The sequence below is a fragment of the Nocardioides sp. genome (assembly GCF_036401255.1).
In the GTDB taxonomy this organism is placed as follows: Bacteria; Actinomycetota; Actinomycetes; order Propionibacteriales; family Nocardioidaceae; genus Nocardioides.
This window is the reverse complement of record NZ_DASWVI010000317.1, coordinates 1-17,522: the sequence shown is the minus strand read 5'-3', so window position 1 is coordinate 17,522 and position 17,522 is coordinate 1. Positions and strand designations below refer to the sequence as shown.

Below are 17,522 nucleotides of genomic sequence, written 5' to 3'. Positions count from 1 at the left end.
ACGTCCTCCCAGGCGAACCGCAGCACGAGCCACCCGTCGGCGACCAGCAGGTTGTAGCGCTTGGCATCGCGGGCGAGGGCCTGCCGGTCACTGTGCCAGGTGAAGGAGTCGGCCTCGAGGATCACGTGCAGCTCGGTGTCGACGAGATCGGGACGGCACCACGGCGTCACGCTCGTGATGAGCACCTGCGGCACCACGTCCAGGCCAGGCACCTGCAACGCGATCGCCCGCAGGCAGGACTCGAACGGGTTGGCCGCCTCCGCTCGCGCGTCCCGCGCCACCGCGCGCACCTTGGCAGCGCCGCGACCACGCGCCAGCGCGGCGGCCCGGCGCAGCGCCGCTCCGTCGTCGGCGCGCAGGGCCGAGTCGGCGATCGCCAGGGCCTCGTCATAGGGCAGCGAGCGCAGGCACTGGAGCAGGGTGAGGACCTTGCCGGTGGCGATGCCGGCAAGGTCGGCCGCGTCGATGTCGGCGTAGTGGACCTGCACCGGGCCCCAGCCGCCCCGCGGCGCCTTGCGCCCCCGGGGCACCGTGATGTGCGGCTGATCGGGGACCGACTTGACGGCCCACCCGTGGTGGATCGCCGCGCTCGTCAGGCTCAGCACCGCCGAACGCGCGTGTGCGACCGCGACCGCCTCGTCCGCCTCCGGGAGCGTGTAGCGACCCCGGGCGGGGGCCACGATCGCCCCGGACTCCAGCGCCCGGTCGACCTCGAGGCGCGACGTCGCCTTGACGAGGACCGCGCGCGTGGCGACCCCGCCCAGCTCGCGCAGCGCCGCGGTGACGTCCATGCCGGCAGTCTGCCCACTCGGCGAACCGCCCGCCGATCTCATCCACAGGCGCGAGGTCCGCGGGTCAGCGGATGTGTATCGTTGGTGTATGGCACGCACCAACATCGACATCGACGAGGCCCTCGTCACCGAGGTGATGCGCCGGTTCCATCTCAAGACCAAGCGCGAGGCGGTCGACCTCGCCCTGCGGCGAGCGGCCGGATCGACGGCGACCACCGAGGGCCTGCTCGGCCTGGAGGGGATCGGCTGGGACGGCGATCTCGACGAGCTGCGCTCCGACGAGGCCGCGACCTGGTGATCCTCGTCGACACCTCGGTCTGGATCGAGCACCTGCGTCGGACCGGGAGCCGAGCGCACCGAGAGTTCCGCGACCTCGCGAGCAGGGACCCGGGAGCCATCGCGATCTGCGAGCCGATCGCGATGGAGCTGCTGGCAGGCCCGACCGATCCCCACATCGTGCGCCGGATCGAGGACCAGCTCGGGACCCTCGAGGACCTCGCGATCGATGCTGCCCAGGACTTCCGCGCGGCCGCTGCGCTCGGTCGCGCCGTTCGACGCGGCGGGCAGACCGTGCGATCTCTCAGCGACTGCCTCATCGCTGCCATCGCCATGCGCCACGACACCACCGTGTGGCACTGCGACGAGGACTACGTGCGCATCGCGGCGGTCACGGACCTGCGACACCGGGATCTGCGGTCCGGTCCCTGATCGCTGCTCAGCGCTCGCCGATGACCTCCACGGACACGTAGCGGTCGCGGCCGGCGTACCCGCTGGCGTGGTCGGTGCCGGGGCCGCCGTCGAGCAGGTCGTCGCCCTCGTCGCCGAAGATCCGGTCGTTGCCGCCGCGGGCGTGGATGCGCACCGGCACCGCGAAGCCCGCGATCCGGTCCGGGCCGTCGGTGCCGAAGATCGTCCACGGGCCGGTGCTGAGCGGGCCGCTGAACTTCTCCACGCCGGTCATCGGGAACGACCAGGTCGTGCCGGCGTCGGTGCCGACGACGGTGCCGGCCGCCAGGTCGATGCGCCCCGTGGTGTGCCGGTGCGACCGGCCGTCGGGGCCGACGAGGAAGAACGTGACCCAGTCCCGGCCCGCGCCGGCGTCCACGACCTGCCCCTCGGCCGGCGTCGCGTCGTCGTCGATGACATCGGCCCCGGCGCCGCCGTACGTGCGGTCGGCTCCGCCGGCGGGCCGGAGCGTGTCGTTGCCGCCGGACCCACGCAGCACGTCGTCGCCCTCGCCGCCGGCCAGCAGGTCGAGGCCGGGCCCACCGAGCAGCACGTTGTCCGCGGGGTCGGTCGTGTGCTCGGTCTCGTCGTCGTACTCACCGGCCTCGAGCACGTCGTTGCCGCCACCGCCCACCAGCCGGTCGCCGCCCGGCCCGCCGTAGAACACGTCCGGCAGGTCGGTGCCGGTGAGCACGTCGTCGTACGCCCCGCCGAGCACCCGCCCGACCGGCCCGACGATGGTGTCCGCGCCGTCACCGGTCGCGACGCCGGACCGGAGGTCGACCACCAGCGGGCCGGCCGCGTGCTCGAACGCCAGCGTGTCCTGCGACCCGTCGTGCATCGGGTCGGTCCCGGGCTCGAGGCGGTCGTCCCCGGGCCCGCCGTCGAGGACGTCGCCGTACTGGGCGTAGTCGTCGTCCTGGGCCCAGCCGACATCGGTGCCGCCGTACAGCTCGTCGTCGCCCGCGCCCCCGTCCAGGCGGTCCGAGCCCGCGCCGCCACACAGGACGTCGTCGCCGCCGAGGCCGAGGAGCACGTCGTCGCCGCCCCCGCCCGCGATCACGTCGGGTCCGTCCGTGCCGGTCAGGGTCTCGGCCTGGCCGGTGCCCTGGATCGTCGGCTCGGCGCACGGGTTCGCCGCCGAGGCGGCCGGCCCGATCGGGAGCAGCGCCCCGAGCGCCACGGTCGCGGCGCACAGCATCCGGGAGGTGGACACGCTCCCCAGCGTGGCACGACCCGGCCCGGACGTCACGCGAAGACGTCGACGTGCACGTGGTCGCGGTGCTCGAGGATCGCGCGGTCGCCCGAGCGCTCGGGCGGGTCGGAGTCGCGCCAGCCCTCGCCGGAGGCAGACCCGGAGGTCCAGATCCGGTCGTCGAAGATCACGTGCTGGACGCCGAGCCGGTCGGCCATCGCGACCAGGTACTGCGCGATCGCCCAGCCCCGGACCTTGTTCTCGGCGCTGATCGGCCGGACGAACACGTCGACGGCGCGACCGTCGTAGTGGGCGGACCCCTCCATGTGGCCGCTGGAGACGCCGCCGGGCTCGAAGCCGCCCATCGGCGGGTCGCCGAACAATTGAGCGACCTCGCGGCGTACGACGTCGGCGCGGCGGGTCAGCCCCGAGTCGAGCAGCCGGGTGCGGGCCGCGTCCGGGGCGTCCCCGATCCGGCAGCTGAACGCGTGGCGGGAGTTGCCGGTGAGGGCCGAGGCGAGCACCCGGGCGTCGGCCTCGTGGTCGGCGTACGCCTCGGGGAAGCCGGAGCGCTGCACCTCCTGGGCGGCCACGGTGACTCGCATCGACTCGTAGTCGCCGATCCGCTCGAGCGCGTCGTAGAACGCGTTCGTGGCGTAGTAGGGGTCCATGATCTGCTTCTCGGTGCCCCACCCCTGCGACGGCCGCTGCTGGAACAGGCCGAGGGAGTCACGGTCGCCGGACTCGAGGTTGTAGAGCTTCGACTCCTGGTACGCCGTGGCCAGGGCGATCGTCGCCGCGCGCGCGGGCATCCCGCGGCCGACCGACACCGCGGCGATCAGCGCCGCGTTCTCGGCCTGCTCGACGCTGAGCGTCACCGTGCGCCCGCTCACCTGGGCCGTGCACTCGTCGGGGGTCAGCAACGGACCGACGCGGTCCCAGACGCCGTAGCCGATGGCGGCGGCGACCACGACGGCGGCAACACCGACGAGGGCGACGCCGGTGCGCAACCTCATGCGGTCAAGTGTTCAGTTCGCGTGCAAGTCGGCATTGAGCTCGATCGCGCCGCTCTTCCACGGCACGGCCTCGATCGCCCCGCTGACCGAGTTGCGGCGGAACAGCACGTTGCTCGCCCCGGACAGCTCCCGGGCCTTGACGACCTTGGGCCCGACGCCGTCGACGGCGTCGATCACGGTGACCTTGGTGCCGGCCGTCACGTAGCAGCCGGCCTCCACCACGCAGTCGTCCCCGAGCGAGATGCCCAGGCCCGCGTTGGCGCCGAGCAGGCAGCGCCGGCCGATCGAGACGACCTCCTTGCCGCCGCCCGACAGCGTGCCCATGATCGACGCGCCGCCGCCGACGTCGGAGCCGTCGCCGACGACGACACCGGCCGAGACGCGGCCCTCGACCATGCTCGCGCCGAGCGTGCCGGCGTTGTAGTTGACGAACCCCTCGTGCATGACCGTGGTGCCCTCGGCCAGGTGGGCGCCGAGCCGGACCCGGTCGGCGTCGGCGATGCGCACGCCCGTCGGAAGCACGTAGTCGACCATCCGCGGGAACTTGTCGACGCCGAAGACCGTGACGTGCCGGCCGTTGGCGCGCAGCCGGGCGCGGGTGGCCTCGAAGCCCTCGACCGGGCACGGCCCGGCGCTGGTCCACACGACGTTGGTGAGCAGCCCGAAGATGCCGTCGAGGTTCACCGCGTGGGGCGCGACCAGGCGCCAGGACAGCAGGTGCAGCCGCAGCCAGACGTCCTCGGTGGTCGCGGGCGGCGCCTGCAGGTCGGCGATCTCCACGAGCAGCACGTCACGGGTGACGCCGCGGTCCTTGTCGCTGCCCTGCAGCGCGCTCAGCTCCGCCGGCGTGACCGCGTCGGCCGGCGTCGCGCCCAGGGCCGGGGAGGGGAACCAGACGTCGAGCACGGTGCCGTCGGAGTCGATGGTGGCGAGGCCGAAGCCCCAGGCGGTCGTGGGGGCGGTCGTGGGAGTGGCGGTCACGGAGAGCCAGTCTAGGGTCGGGCGCGACGGCTCTTCGGCCATGATGTGTGGCGTGGATGCCGGAGAGCAGTTGGAGCGGGCCCAGGCCGCCTACGAGCGGGCGGTGTTCGGCGGCGAGGCCGCGGCCGTCGAGGAGGGCGAGGCGGCGCTCGATGTCGTGGAGGCGGAGCTGGCGCTCGCGCGCGGGCGCCTGGCCCACGCCCGGTTCCTCTCGACCCGCGAGGTCGAGGAGGCCGAGCTGGGGATGTTCGAGCGGGCCGCGGAGCTCTTCGCCCGCGTCGGGGACGGGCGCGGGCAGGCGGAGGCGGAGTTCTGGGTCGCGACGTACCACCAGGTCGTGGGCGGCGATCACGCTGCCGCGCTGCCGCACCTCGAGCGGGCCGAGACGCTGGCGCGCGCCGCCGATGACCGGCTCACCCTGTCCTACGTCCTGCGTCACCTGAACTTCGTCGCGCACGCCGAGGGCCGCACGGCCGAGGCCGAGGACCTCCTGCACGAGTCCACTCGCCTGCGTCGCGACCTGGGCTTCGCGGCCGGCGTGGCCGCCAACCTGATCGGTCACGCCTACCTCGCGGCCGCCCAGGGCCGGGCCGAGGAGGTGCCCGCCCTGCTCGAGGAGGCCGAGGCGCTCGCCGCCGAGGCCGGCGCGAGAGGCGTGCAGGACTGGATCGCCGAGGCACGCCGCGACCTGCTCGGCTGACCGGGTGACGGGGCGACGGGGCCCGGTTCACTCGCCGGTCTGACCGTCGATCGCCTCGCGCAGCAGGTCCAGGTGACCGAGGTGACGGGCGTACTCCTTGAGGACCTGCTGGAGCACGTCGCGGATCGTGGCGATCCGGTCATCGGGGTCGATCACGACGTCGAGGGCCTCACCGGGCAGCTCGTCGAGCCACGCATCGGCGCGGGCCGCGGTGTCGCGCCACACGGTGAACGCCTCCTCGACGACCGCCGGGTCGGCGACGGCGTCGTCGAACTGCGAGTCCCAGCGGTGACCCGTCACGAACAGCGACGCCTCCTCGGGCCGCCGCTGCAGCACCCGGACGAACCAGTGGTGCTCCATCTGGGCGAGGTGGCGGACCAGCCCGAGCAGGCTGAGCGTGCTCGGCGGCACCGCCCGGCGAGCCAGCTGGTCGGCGTCGAGGCCGCCGGTCTTGCGCTCCACCGCGGCCCGGAGGTCCTCGAGCCAGCGGCGCAGCGTCGCGAGCTCGTTCACGACGCCCGGCGACCGTCGATGCACTCGCGGAGCAGGTCCGCGTGACCGCAGTGCCGGGCGTACTCCTCGATGAGGTGCACGACGACCTCGCGCATCTCGATGTCGCCGTCGTCGTGCTGTCCGAGGTGGTCGGCCGGGTGACTCGCCTGGAACGCCCGGGCGTAGTCGACCTCCCGGCGCCAGGCGTCCCACGCCTCGGCGACGACGGCGTCGTCCGCGACCGCGCCGTCGAAGTCGGCGTCGCGGTGCTCGTCCTTGCCCCACATCCTCGGCAGGGTCAGGTCGCGGTCCATCACGCGGCGCCACCAGGAGTACTCCACGGCGGCGAGGTGGCGCAGCAGCCCGAGCAGCGACATCGTCGACGGCGGCACCGACCGCCGCGCGAGCTGCTCGGCGTCGAGGCCGGCGCACGCCCTCTCGAACTCGCCGCGGAAGTGGTCGAGGTAGCTGCGCAGGACCTCGTCCTCGCCGCGGCACATCTCATCGCTCATGGGACTACTCGACCAGTCCGGACCGACAGCGGGCAAGGCGGATTCCGGGTTAGCGTGACGGCATGCCCCGACGCCGACCCCTCGTCGCGGCGGTGCTCCTCCTCGTGGGCGGCCTGCTCGCCGTCGCGGGCCCGGCGCGCGCCGAAGCGATCGTGTTCTGGCGCTTCGAGCAGCGCCCCGCGGGCCTGCCGGCCACGGCAGAGCCGGCCCGGACGCTCACGTCGGCAGACGCCCAGCTCGTCGTGGGCCCCGACGGCTCCCGGCTGAGCGCCCGCGTGGAGCTGGGCGGGGTGCCGTCGGCCGAGACGGGCGCCGACCTGCACCTGCGCCTCGGGACGCTCGTCGACGGCGGCTGCCGGACCGACTGGGAGCTCGTCGTACCCACCCTCGAGCCCACCGGCCCGGCGACGCGCGACGGTACGACGATCCAGGTCGCGGTCTCGACGCCCCAGCAGGACGACATCGGCCAGCGCTGCGGGTCGGTGGCGCTGCTCGGAGCGGACGGCATCGTGCTGGACCGGCTCGACGACGACCAGGCCGGCACGGCCATCGCCGACCCCGGTGCCCAGGCCCGGATCGAGCGCGTCCGGGACACCCGGGTCCGGCCCTGGCACTGGTCGACGGTGTGGGTGCGCGTCGGCCACCACGGGGCCGACGCCGACGGCGTGCGGGTGTCCGGTGCCGGCCGCGGGTTGCGCGTCCACCCCTACGTCGTCCACCTCGACCTGCACGACGGCGACGCCGTCTGGGCCCCGCTCGAGGTGCGGCTCCGCGGCGCGCGCGCCCGGGAGCTCCACATCACCGCCCGGCCGTTCGGCAACCTCCCGTTCGTGTTCCCCGGCCGGCGCGAGGTCGTGCTGCGCCCGACGCGCTGACGCCGATCGTTCGGACGATTCGATTGGCCGCGCACGGGCGCGGCGCCGTACGATCGGCGCACAGGCGTTCGAGCCGTCATCAGCGGCGAGCCCCGGGAAGAACGGCCCCACCGCCAGGTGGGTCTCAGTAGAACCCGGCGGGTAGGCCCGTCACAGCCGTGAACGAGTGGTCGCTCCCCGGAGTGGCAAGTGAGGTGGTACCGCGGCACACGTCGTCCTCACCCGACGACGACGCGACCAGGAGCCACCGATGACCTACCCGAAGAACGACTCCGGCAGCGTGCCCTCGAGCCCCCGCTTCCCGGAGATCGAGGAGCGCATCCTCGCGTTCTGGGACGAGGACGGCACCTTCCAGGCGAGCATCGACCAGCGCGACCCGGGCGAGAACGGCGCGAACGAGTTCGTCTTCTACGACGGCCCGCCGTTCGCCAACGGCCTGCCGCACTACGGCCACCTGCTCACCGGCTACGTCAAGGACCTGATCCCGCGCTACCAGACCATGCGCGGCAAGCGGGTCGAGCGGCGCTTCGGGTGGGACACCCACGGGCTGCCCGCCGAGCTGGAGGCGATGCGCCTCAAGGGCATCAAGACCACCGACGAGATCCACGAGCTCGGCATCGAGGTCTTCAACGACGCCTGCCGGTCCTCGGTGCTGATGTACACCGACGAGTGGCGCGAGTACGTCACCCGCCAGGCGCGCTGGGTCGACTTCGACAACGACTACAAGACGATGAACCCCGACTACATGGAGTCGGTGATCTGGGCCTTCAAGCAGCTGCACGACAAGGGCCTGGTCTATGAGGGCTTCCGGGTGCTGCCCTACTGCTGGAACGACGAGACCCCGCTGTCCAACCACGAGCTGCGGATGGACGACGACGTCTACCAGGTGCGGCAGGACCCCGCGGTCACGGTCGGCTACGAGGTCACCAGCGAGGGGCCGTTCCAGGGCGTCAAGCTGCTCGTCTGGACGACGACCCCGTGGACGCTGCCGAGCAACCTCGCGGTGATGGTCGGCGAGGACATCGAGTACGTCGTGGTGTCGGTCGACGGGGTGCGGTACCTGCTCGCCGACGCGCGGCTGGCGTCGTACGCCCGCGAGCTCGGCGACGACCCCGAGGTCGTGTGGCGCGGACCGGGCAGCGAGCTGGTCGGCCTGGTCTACGACCCTCCGTTCACCTACTACCGCGGCCACGAGCGCGCCTTCCGCGTGGTGGCCGCCGAGTTCGTGACGACCACGGACGGCACGGGACTCGTGCACACCGCCGGCGCCTTCGGTGAGGACGACAAGGTCGTCACCGACCGCGAGGGCATCGAGGCGGTGATGCCGGTCGGCAAGGACGGCCGGTTCACGTTCCCCGTCACCGACTACGAGGGCCTGCAGGTCTTCGACGCCAACCTGCAGATCATCGACCACCTCAAGAACGGTGGCGGCTCCGTCACGCCCGGCACCGTGCTGCTGCGCCGCGAGACCTACGACCACAGCTACCCGCACTGCTGGCGCTGCCGCGAGCCCCTGATCTACAAGGGCGTCTCGTCGTGGTTCGTCGAGGTGACCGCGTTCAAGCAGCGGATGCTCGAGCTCAACCAGCAGATCAACTGGGTGCCTGACCACATCCAGGACGGCCAGTTCGGCAAGTGGCTCGAGAACGCCCGCGACTGGTCGATCACCCGCAACCGCTTCTGGGGAAGCCCGGTCCCGGTGTGGAAGAGCGACGACCCGGCGTACCCCCGCATCGACGTCTACGGCTCCTTCGAGGAGATCGAGCGCGACTTCGGCACGCTGCCGCGCAACAAGGACGGCGAGCCCGACCTGCACCGGCCGTACGTCGACGACCTGGTGCGCCCCAACCCCGACGACCCGACCGGCAGGTCGATGATGCGCCGGGTGCCCGACGTGCTGGACGTGTGGTTCGACTCGGGCTCGATGTCGTTCGCCCAGGTGCACGTGCCGTTCGAGAACGCCGACTGGTTCGAGCACCACTTCCCGGCGGACTTCATCGTCGAGTACATCGGCCAGACGCGCGGCTGGTTCTACACGCTGCACATCCTCGCGACCGCGATCTTCGACAAGCCGGCGTTCGAGAACTGCATCAGCCACGGCATCGTGCTCGGCTCCGACGGCAACAAGATGTCGAAGTCGCTGCGCAACTACCCCGACGTGCGCGAGGTCTTCGACCGCGACGGCGCCGACGCGATGCGCTGGTTCCTGATGTCCAGCCCGATCCTGCGCGGCGGCAACCTGGTCGTCACCGAGCAGGGCATCCGCGACTCGGTGCGGCAGGTGCTGATGCCGCTGTGGAACAGCTGGTACTTCTTCCAGATGTACGCCAACGCGGCCGGTGGCGGGCAGGGGTACGACGCGAAGGCGTCGACCTCGTCGACCGATCCCCTGGACCGCTACATCCTCGCCAAGGCGGGGGAGTTCGTCGGCGCGATGACCGCGTCGCTCGACGGCTACCACGTGGCCGAGGCGTGCGAGCAGACGCTGGACTTCATCGGCGTCCTCACGAACTGGTACATCCGCCGCTCGCGCGACCGGTTCTGGGCCGAGGACGCCGCCGCCTTCGACACGCTCTACACGGTGCTCGAGGCGACGATGCGGGCCGTGGCGCCGCTGCTCCCGCTGGTGACCGAGGAGATCTGGCGTGGCCTGACCGGTGGCCGGTCGGTGCACCTGGCCGACTACCCGCGCGAGGACGAGCTCCCGCTCGACCCCACGCTGGTGGGACGCATGGACAGGGTGCGCGAGGTCTGCTCGGCGACGTCCGCGCTGCGCAAGGCCCGCCAGCTGCGCAACCGGCTCCCGCTGGCCACGCTCACCGTCGTGGGCGCCGACCTCAGCGGCTTCGAGGACCTGGTCGCCGACGAGGTCAACGTCAAGGAGGTGCGTCTGCTCGACGCGGACGCACCCGAGGCGGCGGCGTACGGCGTGTCCCAGCGGCTGAGCGTCAACGCGCGCGCCGCCGGGCCCCGGCTGGGCAAGGACGTGCAGACCGCGATCAAGGGGTCGAAGTCCGGCGACTGGGAGGTCCGCCCGGACGGCACCGTCGTGGCCGGCGGGCTGGAGCTCCAGGAGGGCGAGTACACCCTCGAGACCGTGGCGGGTGCCGCCGACGACTCCACCGCCGTGGGGATGCTGCGCGGCGGCGGGTTCGTCGTCCTCGACACCGAGGTGACCCCCGAGCTCGCGGCCGAGGGCCTGGCCCGCGACCTGGTGCGCGCGGTCCAGCAGGCCCGCCGCGACGCCGGCCTGGAGGTCTCCGACCGGATCGCGCTGACGATCGGCGGCTCCGCCGAGGTGCAGGCCGCGGCCCGCACCCACGAGCAGCTGATCACCGGCGAGACCCTCGCGACGTCGTACGACGTGATCGCGGCCGACGGCACCGAGCCGGTCGTCACTGTCGCCAAGGCCTAGGTATTTGGTGACGCACCTGACGTAACTGTCGTGCTCGCCCGTCGAAGTGCGACAGATACGTCAGGTGCGTCAACCCAGCCCGAGGCGTCCCGCGAGGCGGTCGAGGGACGCGAGCACCTCGTCGGGGGACTTGTCGGGGACGCCCCAGATCAGCTCGGTGGCGCCGGCCTCGGCCCAGGCGGCCAGGTCCGCGGGGTCGGGCTTGGACGCGATGAGGATCCGGATCTCGGGGGAGCCATCGCGGCCGGCGTCGGCCCAGGCCTTCCTGAGCGCCTCGATGTGGGCGGAGATGTCGGCCTGCTGCGGGGTGGTCATCCAGCCGTCCGCGTGCTCGGCGATCCAGCGGAACGTCTTCGGGCCGCCGCCCGCGCCGATGACGAGCGGGATGTGCCGGGCCGGCTTGGGATAGGCCCACGATGGCCCGAACGACACGAACTCCCCGTCGTAGGCCGCCTCCTCCTGGGTCCACAGCGCCCGCATGGCCTCGACGTACTCCTTGAGGACGGTACGCCGCCGCGCGGCCGGCACGTGGTGGTCGGCCAGCTCGTCGGTGTTCCAGCCGAAGCCGGCCCCGATGTCGACCCGGCCGCCGGAGAGGTGGTCGAGCGTCGCGATCTGCTTGGCGAGCGTGATCGGGTCGGACTCGACCGGCAGCGCGACCGCCGTGGACAGCCGGATCCGCGAGGTGACCGCGGCGACCGTGGCCAGCGACACCCACGGGTCCAGGGTGCGCAGGTAGCGGTCGTCGGGCAGCGTCTCGTCGCCGGTGCCGGGGTGCGCCGCCTCGCGCCGGACCGGGATGTGGGTGTGCTCGGGCACGTAGAAGGTGTCGAAGCCACGCTCCTCCGCGGCCGCGCCGAGGGCGGCGGGGGTGATCCCGCGGTCGGAGGTGAACAGCACGAGTCCGTTGCGCATGGGCTCACACTAGAACGTGTTCTATTCCGGGGGAAGGTCTGCCGTCGAGACACCAGAAGTGGCTGCGATCTGGCGTCCTGGAGAGCCATTCCTGGTGTCTCGACGTCCCCGGGCGCCGGCCGGGCCACCCAGGCCGGGGCCGGGCTGCTGGTTGGATGGACCCGTGACACCGACACCGCTCGACCTCACCACCGACGTCGTCGCGCTCACCGAGCGGCTCGTGAACATCGAGTCGGTCAGCCTGCACGAGGGGGAGATCGCCGACGCGGTCGAGGCCGCGCTCGCGGCGTACGACCACCTCGCCGTGACCCGCCACGGCAACACCGTGGTCGCGCGCACCGAGCTCGGCCGCGCCGAGCGCGTGGTGATCGCGGGCCACCTCGACACGGTGCCGCTCAACGACAACCTGCCGGCCCGCTACGAGCAGCGCGCCGACGGCGACCTCCTGCACGGCCTGGGCACCTGCGACATGAAGGGCGGGGACGCCGTCCTGCTCCGACTGGCCGCGACGCTGCCCGAGCCCGACCGCGACGTGACGTTCATCCTCTACGACGCCGAGGAGATCGAGGCCGAGCGCAACGGCCTCAACCTGCTCTCGCGCAGCCACCCCGAGCTGATGGCCGCGGACTTCGCGATCCTGATGGAGCCGTCCAACGGCGGCGTCGAGGCCGGCTGCCAGGGCACGCTGCGCGTCGAGGTCCGCACGACCGGCGAGCGCGCCCACTCCGCGCGCAGCTGGCGCGGCGTCAACGCGATCCACCGGGCCGGGGAGGTGCTCCGCCGCCTGGAGGGGTACGCCGCCAGGCGGCCCGTCATCGACGGGCTGGAGTACCACGAGGGGCTCAACGCGGTGGCCATCCGCGGCGGCGTCGCCGGCAACGTGGTGCCCGACGAGTGCGTCGTGGAGGTCAACTACCGGTTCGCACCCGACCGCTCGGAGGCCGAGGCCGAGGCGTTCGTCCGCGAGTTCTTCACCGGCTTCGACGTGACGCTCACCGACTCGGCCCCGGGCGCGCTGCCGGGGCTGGACCGCCCGGCCGCCCAGGCGTTCGTGGCGGCGGTGGGCGGCGAGGTCCACCCGAAGTTCGGCTGGACCGACGTGGCGCGGTTCAGCGGCCTCGGCGTACCGGCGGTGAACTTCGGTCCGGGCGACCCGTTGTTCGCCCACAAGCAGGACGAGCACGTGCCGGTCGCGCAGATCCGACACTGCGAGGACCGGCTCCGGTCCTGGCTGGGAGGCTGCTGACATGGTCCGCTCGAAGTTCAAGGGTCCGATCCTCCAGCGCCGCGACCAGGTCGAGACCAGCACCACCGACCAGCGGCTGCTCGACTCGCGCGGCCCGAGCGACTGGGTGCACGCCGACCCGTGGCGGGTGCTGCGCATCCAGGCCGAGTTCGTCGAGGGGTTCGGCGCGCTCGCGGAGCTCGGCCCCGCGATCTCGGTGTTCGGGTCGGCGCGCACGCCGGCCGACCACCCGATGTACGCGCTGGGCGAGCGGGTCGGCGGCGCCCTCGCCGACGCCGGGTTCGCGGTGATCACCGGCGGCGGCCCCGGCGTGATGGAGGCGGTCAACAAGGGCGCCAGCGAGGCGGGCGGGGTCAGCGTCGGCCTCGGCATCGAGCTGCCATGGGAGGGCGAGCTCAACCCGTGGGTCGACGTCGGCATCAACTTCCGCTACTTCTTCGCCCGCAAGACGATGTTCGTGAAATACTCCCAGGGCTACCTCGCCCTGCCCGGCGGGCTCGGGACGCTCGATGAGCTGTTCGAGGCGATGACGCTCGTGCAGACCCAGAAGATCACCTCGTTCCTGATCGTCCTGCTCGGGGTCGCCGAGTGGAGCGGCCTGCTGGACTGGATGGGCGCCACGATGCTGGCCGAGGGCCGGATCAAGCAGAGCGACCTCGACGCGGTGCTGCTCACCGACGACGTCGACGAGGCCGTCGCCCGGATGGTCGCCGCCCGGGAGGAGGCCCGGCCATGATGTGGTTCTTCGCGATCCTCATCGTGCTCGCCCTCGGCGGTGTCGCCGTGGTCGCGGCCGGCCGGGGCGCTCCGCTCGCCGAGGCGTACGACGACCGCCCGGACGCCGGCGTACCCCCCGAGGGGCCGCTGCGTGCCGACGACCTGCGCCGGGTGCGCTTCCCGCTGGCGGTCCGCGGCTACCGGATGACCGACGTCGACGCGCTGCTGGACCGGCTGGCGACGCAGCTGGAGAACGCCGGCGGTCCGGGCGATGAACGTCCGGGAAGCGACGGCGGTCATGGCGGCCAACCCACCGGGTAGGGCACACTTCGCACCGTGTCGACCGAGCTGATCGTCTACGTCCTCACCGCCCTGGCGGCCGTGGTGATCGTGCTGACCCGGCTGCGCCTGGGGCGCGGCGACCGCGGCGCGGGCCGGCTGCACATGGGCGGCGGGCTGCTCCAGGTGCACACCACCGCGGGCGTCCTGGCCCTCGTCGTGTGGGTGGTGTTCCTGGTCGCGGGCGGCGACACGATCGGCATCGTCGCGCTCGCCCTGTGGTGGATCGTCGTGGTCGCCGGCCTGCTGATCCTGGTCCGCTGGCTGCCCAGCCACGGCCGGCACGCCTCGGAGGGGCAGGAGGACAGCTGGTCCGACGGCCCGGGCCTCTCGATCCTCGCCCACGTCGGGATGCTCGTCGGCGTCGGCGTCTTCACGTGGGCCTACCTCTTCGGCCATGTCTGAGCCATGTCTGAGCCATGTCTGAGCCATGTCTGAGCCCGGTCTGGGCAGGGTCTGAGTAGGGTCGAGGACCATGCGCCTCGGGATCGTCGCGACCACCGCCCTGACCACCGCCCTGACCACCGTCCTCGGCGCCGCCCTGCTGGCGGCCCCCGGCCCGGCGGAGGCCCAGCAGGCGCCGTCGGGCGAGCGCGCGGTCATCGGCAAGCGGGTGATCGGCCACTCCGTCCAGGGCCGGCCGATCACCGCCTGGCGCCTCGGGGAGCCCGGCAAGCCGAAGGTGCTGCTGGTCTCGGCCATGCACGGCAACGAGGCCGCGCCGCGGCAGATCCTCACCAGCCTGCGCGACGGCCGCCCGATCCTCGGCGTCGACCTGTGGGTGCTGCCGACGTACAACCCCGACGGCGTCGCCGCGCACACCCGCAAGAACGCCCACGGCGTCGACCTCAACCGCAACTTCCCCTACCGCTGGGCCGACCTGGACGGCAACTACGAGTCCGGGCCGCGCGCCGGCAGCGAGCCCGAGACCCGCGCGGTGATGGGGTTCTTGAAGAAGATCAAGCCGCGCTGGATCGTGAGCTTCCACCAGCCGCTCCACGGCGTCGACACCGATACCAAGGACAAGCGGTTCTCCCGCCGGGTCGCCGACAAGCTGAACCTGCCGCGCAAGTCCTTCACCTGCGGAGGCGTGTGCCACGGCACGATGACCGGCTGGTTCAACCACCGCTTCCGCGGCACCGCCCTGACGGTCGAGTACGGCGCGCGGCCCGGTCGCCGGCAGATGCGGGTCGTGGCCCCGCGCCAGGTGCTCTCGATCTGGGGCGCGTTCCGCGGCGAGGTGGCCTGGGAGCAGGTGGACTGACCGGTCAGCGGCCCTCGAACACCGGCTGCTGCTTGGCGACGAACGCCGCGACCGCGGCCCGGTGATCGGCCGTGGCGCCGGTCTTCTGCATCATCGCGCTCTCGACCTCGACCGACTCCTCGAACGAGTGCCCGGCGGCGTACGCGACCGACTGGCGGATCGCGCCGAGCGCGACGGTCGGCCCGGCCGCCAGCCGAGCGGCGAGCGCGCCGACCTCGGCGGCCAGCTCGTCGGCGGGCACGACCCTGGTCGCGAGGCCCAGCTCGAGCGCCTGGGCGGCGGGCACCGTGTCGGGGAAGTAGAGCAGCTCGATCGCCTTCGCGCGGCCCACGAGCCGCTGCAGGGTGTAGCTCGCGCCGGTGTCGCAGGACAGCGCGACGTTGGCGAAGGCGAGGTTGAAGCCCGCGGTGTCCGCGACGATCCGCAGGTCACAGGCGAACGCCAGGCTCGCGCCGGCGCCCGCGGCCACGCCGTTGACCGCGGCGATCACCGGCTTGGCCATGCCGGCCAGCGTCGTGACGATCGGGTTGTAGTGCCGGTCGACGGTGGTGAACAGCTGGTCGCTGCCGCCGTTCTCGAGCAGGTCGATGTGCTCCTTGAGGTCCTGGCCGGTGCAGAATGCCTTGCCGGTGCCGGTCAGCACGACGCACCGGACGGCCGGGTCGTCGGCGACGGCGCGGACGGTCTCGAGCAGCAGCTCCTTGGTCGCGATGTCGAGGCTGTTGTAGGCCTGCGGACGGTTCAGCGTGATGGTGCCGACACCGTCGGCGACGTCGAGGAGGACGGAAGGCTCGGTCATGCGGGCATCTTGTCAGGCCTGCGGAGGGGCCGCGCCCAGGCACCGGGCCACGAACCGGTCCGCGCCCGGCTTGAGCCGGCCGGCGTGGGCGGCGAACAGCGCGGCGGCCGTGCGGCCGGGCCAGTCGGCGGGCAGCAGCACGTCGGGGAGGCCGGGGTCGGCGAACAGGAACTTCCGCCACTCGTGGACCAGGTGGAAGCGCGCCGCGAACGCCGCCTCGTCGGGATCCTCGTGGGCGGCGGTGTGTTCCTCGACGAGGTCCACGCAGGAGCCGAGCCAGCCCTCGTAGGCGTCGCGGAGCGCGTCGAGGTCCCAGGCGCTGCTCGGTGCGGGCTCGAACCGGTCCGCCCGCGCGATCGTGGCCGTCGCGCCCTCCCGCTCCAGCACCGAGGCCAGCTCCGCCCGGGCGAACGGGCTGACCCACACGTGGTCGGCGAGCTCGGCGTACCCGAGGAACCGGAGGCCGGCGCGCAGCCGCGTCCGCGCGGCGCGGCCCGGGGGCGGGTCGACGAACGCCAGGTGCCAGTGCTGGTCCCACGCCGGGACCTCGCGCCCGTAGATCCGGTTGCCGGCGTCGTCGAGGCGCCGGTTGGCGCGCTCGGTCGTCCGGTAGCCGCGGCCGCCGTCGAGCTGCACCGGCTCGAGCCAGCCCTGCAGCACCATCCGGGAGATCGCGGTGCGGACCGCGGGAGCCGCGATGCCGACGGGGTCGAGGAGCCGCACCAGCGCGGCCACCGGGGCCTGGCTGCCGCGGGCGCGCAGGTGGTCGCCGTAGACGTCGAAGAGCGCCGAGCGGGCCTGCATGGCCGAAGTCTGCCAGCCGGCTGCGCTGGGGTCGGGGCGGGCTCGGGGCGGGCTGGGGGCGGGCTGTGCTCCGCGTCACCGTCCGATAGGGGATAATGGTCGACGCGTACGGCGCAGCCGGGTCCTCGGAGACCCGCTGCCACATGACAAGAGGAAGGTGCGCGGATGGCGGCGATGAAGCCGCGGACAGGCGACGGTCCGCTGGAGGTCACCAAGGAAGGACGCGGCATCGTCATGCGCGTCCCGCTCGAAGGCGGTGGTCGCCTGGTTGTCGAGCTGAACGCCGAGGAGGCCGGCGCGCTGGGAGATGCCCTCAAGGACGTCGTCGGCTGACCCCGGTGACTGTCACCCTGCCGAGCCAGGTATCTCCGCCGGAGTTCGCGCTCAGCGCGGCTCTCCCGCACGCGATCCTCGGGGTCGAGGTCGTTGCGGTCCCGGTGCTGCCCGGTGCTGCTGACGGCGACCCCCTCGTGCTCGGTCCGGGCGCGGAGGGGCTCGCCGACCAGATCGGCGTCGACCTGCTGGCGGTGCTCGAGGCCGACCGGGCCACGGGCGGCGCCGGCGAGGTCACCGCGGTCCCGGTGCCGCTGGGCGCGTCCGACAACGCCGAGTTGCGTTGGGTGCTGCTGGCCGGTGTCGGGGAGCAGACCCGCGACGACCTGCGCCGGGCCGGTGCCGCGCTCGCGCGGTGGACCCGCGACCGGGCGTCGCTGGCCACGACGGTGCCCGCGGTCG

General features: G+C 72.9%; 21 protein-coding genes. 12 read left to right on the top strand and 9 right to left on the bottom strand.

From position 1 onward, the window contains the following. A partial coding sequence (locus VGD85_RS15000; RefSeq protein WP_331064242.1) for a hypothetical protein occupies positions 1 to 791 on the bottom strand: 791 nt, incomplete at its 3' end. An 88-nt stretch (positions 792 to 879) separates the two neighbouring features. Between VGD85_RS15000 and VGD85_RS14995 the strand changes: the two genes are divergently transcribed. Continuing rightward, a complete protein-coding gene (locus VGD85_RS14995) occupies positions 880 to 1,089 on the top strand; it encodes a type II toxin-antitoxin system VapB family antitoxin (RefSeq protein ID WP_331064241.1) in 210 nt (69 codons plus the stop codon). Continuing rightward, the gene (vapC, locus tag VGD85_RS14990) at positions 1,086 to 1,499 is read left to right on the top strand and encodes a type II toxin-antitoxin system VapC family toxin (protein WP_331064240.1); all 414 of its coding nucleotides are present in this window, start codon (positions 1,086 to 1,088) and stop codon (positions 1,497 to 1,499) included. Before VGD85_RS14995 ends, vapC begins: the two co-directional genes overlap by 4 nt. Positions 1,500 to 1,506: 7 nt before the next feature. Here the strand turns inward: vapC and VGD85_RS14985 are convergent, their stop codons facing one another. Genes VGD85_RS14985 through dapD form a run of 3 tightly spaced genes read right to left on the bottom strand, consistent with a single transcriptional unit; the run spans position 1,507 to position 4,709 of the window. Beyond that, a complete protein-coding gene (locus VGD85_RS14985; protein ID WP_331064239.1) occupies positions 1,507 to 2,733 on the bottom strand; it encodes a calcium-binding protein in 1,227 nt (408 codons plus the stop codon). A gap of 32 nt (positions 2,734 to 2,765) precedes the next feature. Further along, complete coding sequence (locus VGD85_RS14980) at positions 2,766 to 3,728, bottom strand: hypothetical protein (RefSeq protein WP_331064238.1); 963 nt, start codon at positions 3,726 to 3,728, stop codon at positions 2,766 to 2,768. 12 nt (positions 3,729 to 3,740) lie between these two features. Further along, entirely contained in the window at positions 3,741 to 4,709 is a 969-nt protein-coding gene (dapD, locus tag VGD85_RS14975; RefSeq protein WP_331064237.1) for a 2,3,4,5-tetrahydropyridine-2,6-dicarboxylate N-succinyltransferase, read from the bottom strand. Positions 4,710 to 4,761: 52 nt separating this feature from the next. Between dapD and VGD85_RS14970 the strand changes: the two genes are divergently transcribed. After that, the gene (locus tag VGD85_RS14970; protein WP_331064236.1) at positions 4,762 to 5,409 is read left to right on the top strand and encodes a tetratricopeptide repeat protein; all 648 of its coding nucleotides are present in this window, start codon (positions 4,762 to 4,764) and stop codon (positions 5,407 to 5,409) included. Positions 5,410 to 5,436: 27 nt separating this feature from the next. Here the strand turns inward: VGD85_RS14970 and VGD85_RS14965 are convergent, their stop codons facing one another. Then, positions 5,437 to 5,922 (bottom strand): DinB family protein, encoded by a 486-nt coding sequence (locus VGD85_RS14965; protein ID WP_331064235.1) that lies wholly within the window; start codon positions 5,920 to 5,922, stop codon positions 5,437 to 5,439. After that, positions 5,919 to 6,413, bottom strand: a complete 495-nt coding sequence (locus VGD85_RS14960) for a DinB family protein (protein ID WP_331064234.1) — start codon at positions 6,411 to 6,413, stop codon at positions 5,919 to 5,921. The genes VGD85_RS14965 and VGD85_RS14960 overlap by 4 nt, the downstream gene beginning before the upstream one ends. 62 nt (positions 6,414 to 6,475) lie before the next feature. Here VGD85_RS14960 and VGD85_RS14955 point away from each other — a divergent pair, with 62 nt between their 5' ends. Beyond that, positions 6,476 to 7,288, top strand: a complete 813-nt coding sequence (locus VGD85_RS14955) for a hypothetical protein (protein ID WP_331064233.1) — start codon at positions 6,476 to 6,478, stop codon at positions 7,286 to 7,288. 250 nt (positions 7,289 to 7,538) lie between these two features. After that, the gene (gene ileS, locus VGD85_RS14950) at positions 7,539 to 10,703 is read left to right on the top strand and encodes an isoleucine--tRNA ligase (protein WP_331064232.1); all 3,165 of its coding nucleotides are present in this window, start codon (positions 7,539 to 7,541) and stop codon (positions 10,701 to 10,703) included. Between the two features lie 69 nt (positions 10,704 to 10,772). Here ileS and VGD85_RS14945 read toward each other — a convergent pair whose 3' ends face one another. Beyond that, positions 10,773 to 11,618, bottom strand: a complete 846-nt coding sequence (locus tag VGD85_RS14945; protein WP_331064231.1) for an LLM class F420-dependent oxidoreductase — start codon at positions 11,616 to 11,618, stop codon at positions 10,773 to 10,775. Positions 11,619 to 11,781: 163 nt separating this feature from the next. On the opposite strand from VGD85_RS14945, the gene dapE reads away from it, so the two are divergent. The 5 genes from dapE (at position 11,782) to VGD85_RS14920 (ending at position 15,184) form a co-directional block, all read left to right on the top strand. Beyond that, positions 11,782 to 12,864, top strand: a complete 1,083-nt coding sequence (dapE, locus tag VGD85_RS14940; RefSeq protein WP_331064230.1) for a succinyl-diaminopimelate desuccinylase — start codon at positions 11,782 to 11,784, stop codon at positions 12,862 to 12,864. A 1-nt stretch (position 12,865) separates the two neighbouring features. After that, entirely contained in the window at positions 12,866 to 13,600 is a 735-nt protein-coding gene (locus tag VGD85_RS14935; RefSeq protein ID WP_331064229.1) for a TIGR00730 family Rossman fold protein, read from the top strand. Further along, on the top strand, positions 13,597 to 13,902 hold the full coding sequence (locus tag VGD85_RS14930) for a DivIVA domain-containing protein (protein WP_331064228.1): 306 nt from the start codon (positions 13,597 to 13,599) through the stop codon (positions 13,900 to 13,902). The genes VGD85_RS14935 and VGD85_RS14930 overlap by 4 nt, the downstream gene beginning before the upstream one ends. 15 nt (positions 13,903 to 13,917) lie before the next feature. Continuing rightward, positions 13,918 to 14,325, top strand: a complete 408-nt coding sequence (locus tag VGD85_RS14925) for a hypothetical protein (protein WP_331064227.1) — start codon at positions 13,918 to 13,920, stop codon at positions 14,323 to 14,325. A 70-nt stretch (positions 14,326 to 14,395) separates the two neighbouring features. After that, positions 14,396 to 15,184: a M14 family zinc carboxypeptidase gene (locus tag VGD85_RS14920; RefSeq protein WP_331064226.1), complete on the top strand. Its 789-nt coding sequence runs from the start codon at positions 14,396 to 14,398 to the stop codon at positions 15,182 to 15,184. 4 nt (positions 15,185 to 15,188) lie between these two features. Here VGD85_RS14920 and VGD85_RS14915 read toward each other — a convergent pair whose 3' ends face one another. Beyond that, positions 15,189 to 15,983, bottom strand: a complete 795-nt coding sequence (locus VGD85_RS14915) for an enoyl-CoA hydratase/isomerase family protein (protein ID WP_331064225.1) — start codon at positions 15,981 to 15,983, stop codon at positions 15,189 to 15,191. Positions 15,984 to 15,995: 12 nt separating this feature from the next. Continuing rightward, entirely contained in the window at positions 15,996 to 16,787 is a 792-nt protein-coding gene (locus VGD85_RS14910) for a PaaX family transcriptional regulator C-terminal domain-containing protein (protein WP_331064224.1), read from the bottom strand. A 165-nt stretch (positions 16,788 to 16,952) separates the two neighbouring features. On the opposite strand from VGD85_RS14910, the gene VGD85_RS14905 reads away from it, so the two are divergent. Both VGD85_RS14905 and VGD85_RS14900 read left to right on the top strand, forming a co-directional pair. After that, positions 16,953 to 17,120: a DUF3117 domain-containing protein gene (locus tag VGD85_RS14905; protein WP_082574674.1), complete on the top strand. Its 168-nt coding sequence runs from the start codon at positions 16,953 to 16,955 to the stop codon at positions 17,118 to 17,120. 5 nt (positions 17,121 to 17,125) lie between these two features. Continuing rightward, positions 17,126 to 17,522 (top strand): M17 family peptidase N-terminal domain-containing protein (locus tag VGD85_RS14900; protein ID WP_331064223.1); only part of this gene is annotated, 397 nt, incomplete at its 3' end.

Coding starts and splice junctions, on each gene's coding strand:
- VGD85_RS14995 (WP_331064241.1), top strand. CDS start 880: ATGGCACGCACCAACATCGACATCGACGAGGCCCTCGTCACCGAGGTG.
- VGD85_RS14980 (WP_331064238.1), bottom strand. CDS start 3,728: ATGAGGTTGCGCACCGGCGTCGCCCTCGTCGGTGTTGCCGCCGTCGTG.
- VGD85_RS14960 (WP_331064234.1), bottom strand. CDS start 6,413: ATGAGCGATGAGATGTGCCGCGGCGAGGACGAGGTCCTGCGCAGCTAC.
- VGD85_RS14955 (WP_331064233.1), top strand. CDS start 6,476: ATGCCCCGACGCCGACCCCTCGTCGCGGCGGTGCTCCTCCTCGTGGGC.
- ileS (WP_331064232.1), top strand. CDS start 7,539: ATGACCTACCCGAAGAACGACTCCGGCAGCGTGCCCTCGAGCCCCCGC.
- VGD85_RS14945 (WP_331064231.1), bottom strand. CDS start 11,618: ATGCGCAACGGACTCGTGCTGTTCACCTCCGACCGCGGGATCACCCCC.
- VGD85_RS14935 (WP_331064229.1), top strand. CDS start 12,866: ATGGTCCGCTCGAAGTTCAAGGGTCCGATCCTCCAGCGCCGCGACCAG.
- VGD85_RS14930 (WP_331064228.1), top strand. CDS start 13,597: ATGATGTGGTTCTTCGCGATCCTCATCGTGCTCGCCCTCGGCGGTGTC.
- VGD85_RS14920 (WP_331064226.1), top strand. CDS start 14,396: ATGCGCCTCGGGATCGTCGCGACCACCGCCCTGACCACCGCCCTGACC.
- VGD85_RS14915 (WP_331064225.1), bottom strand. CDS start 15,983: ATGACCGAGCCTTCCGTCCTCCTCGACGTCGCCGACGGTGTCGGCACC.
- VGD85_RS14910 (WP_331064224.1), bottom strand. CDS start 16,787: ATGCAGGCCCGCTCGGCGCTCTTCGACGTCTACGGCGACCACCTGCGC.
- VGD85_RS14905 (WP_082574674.1), top strand. CDS start 16,953: ATGGCGGCGATGAAGCCGCGGACAGGCGACGGTCCGCTGGAGGTCACC.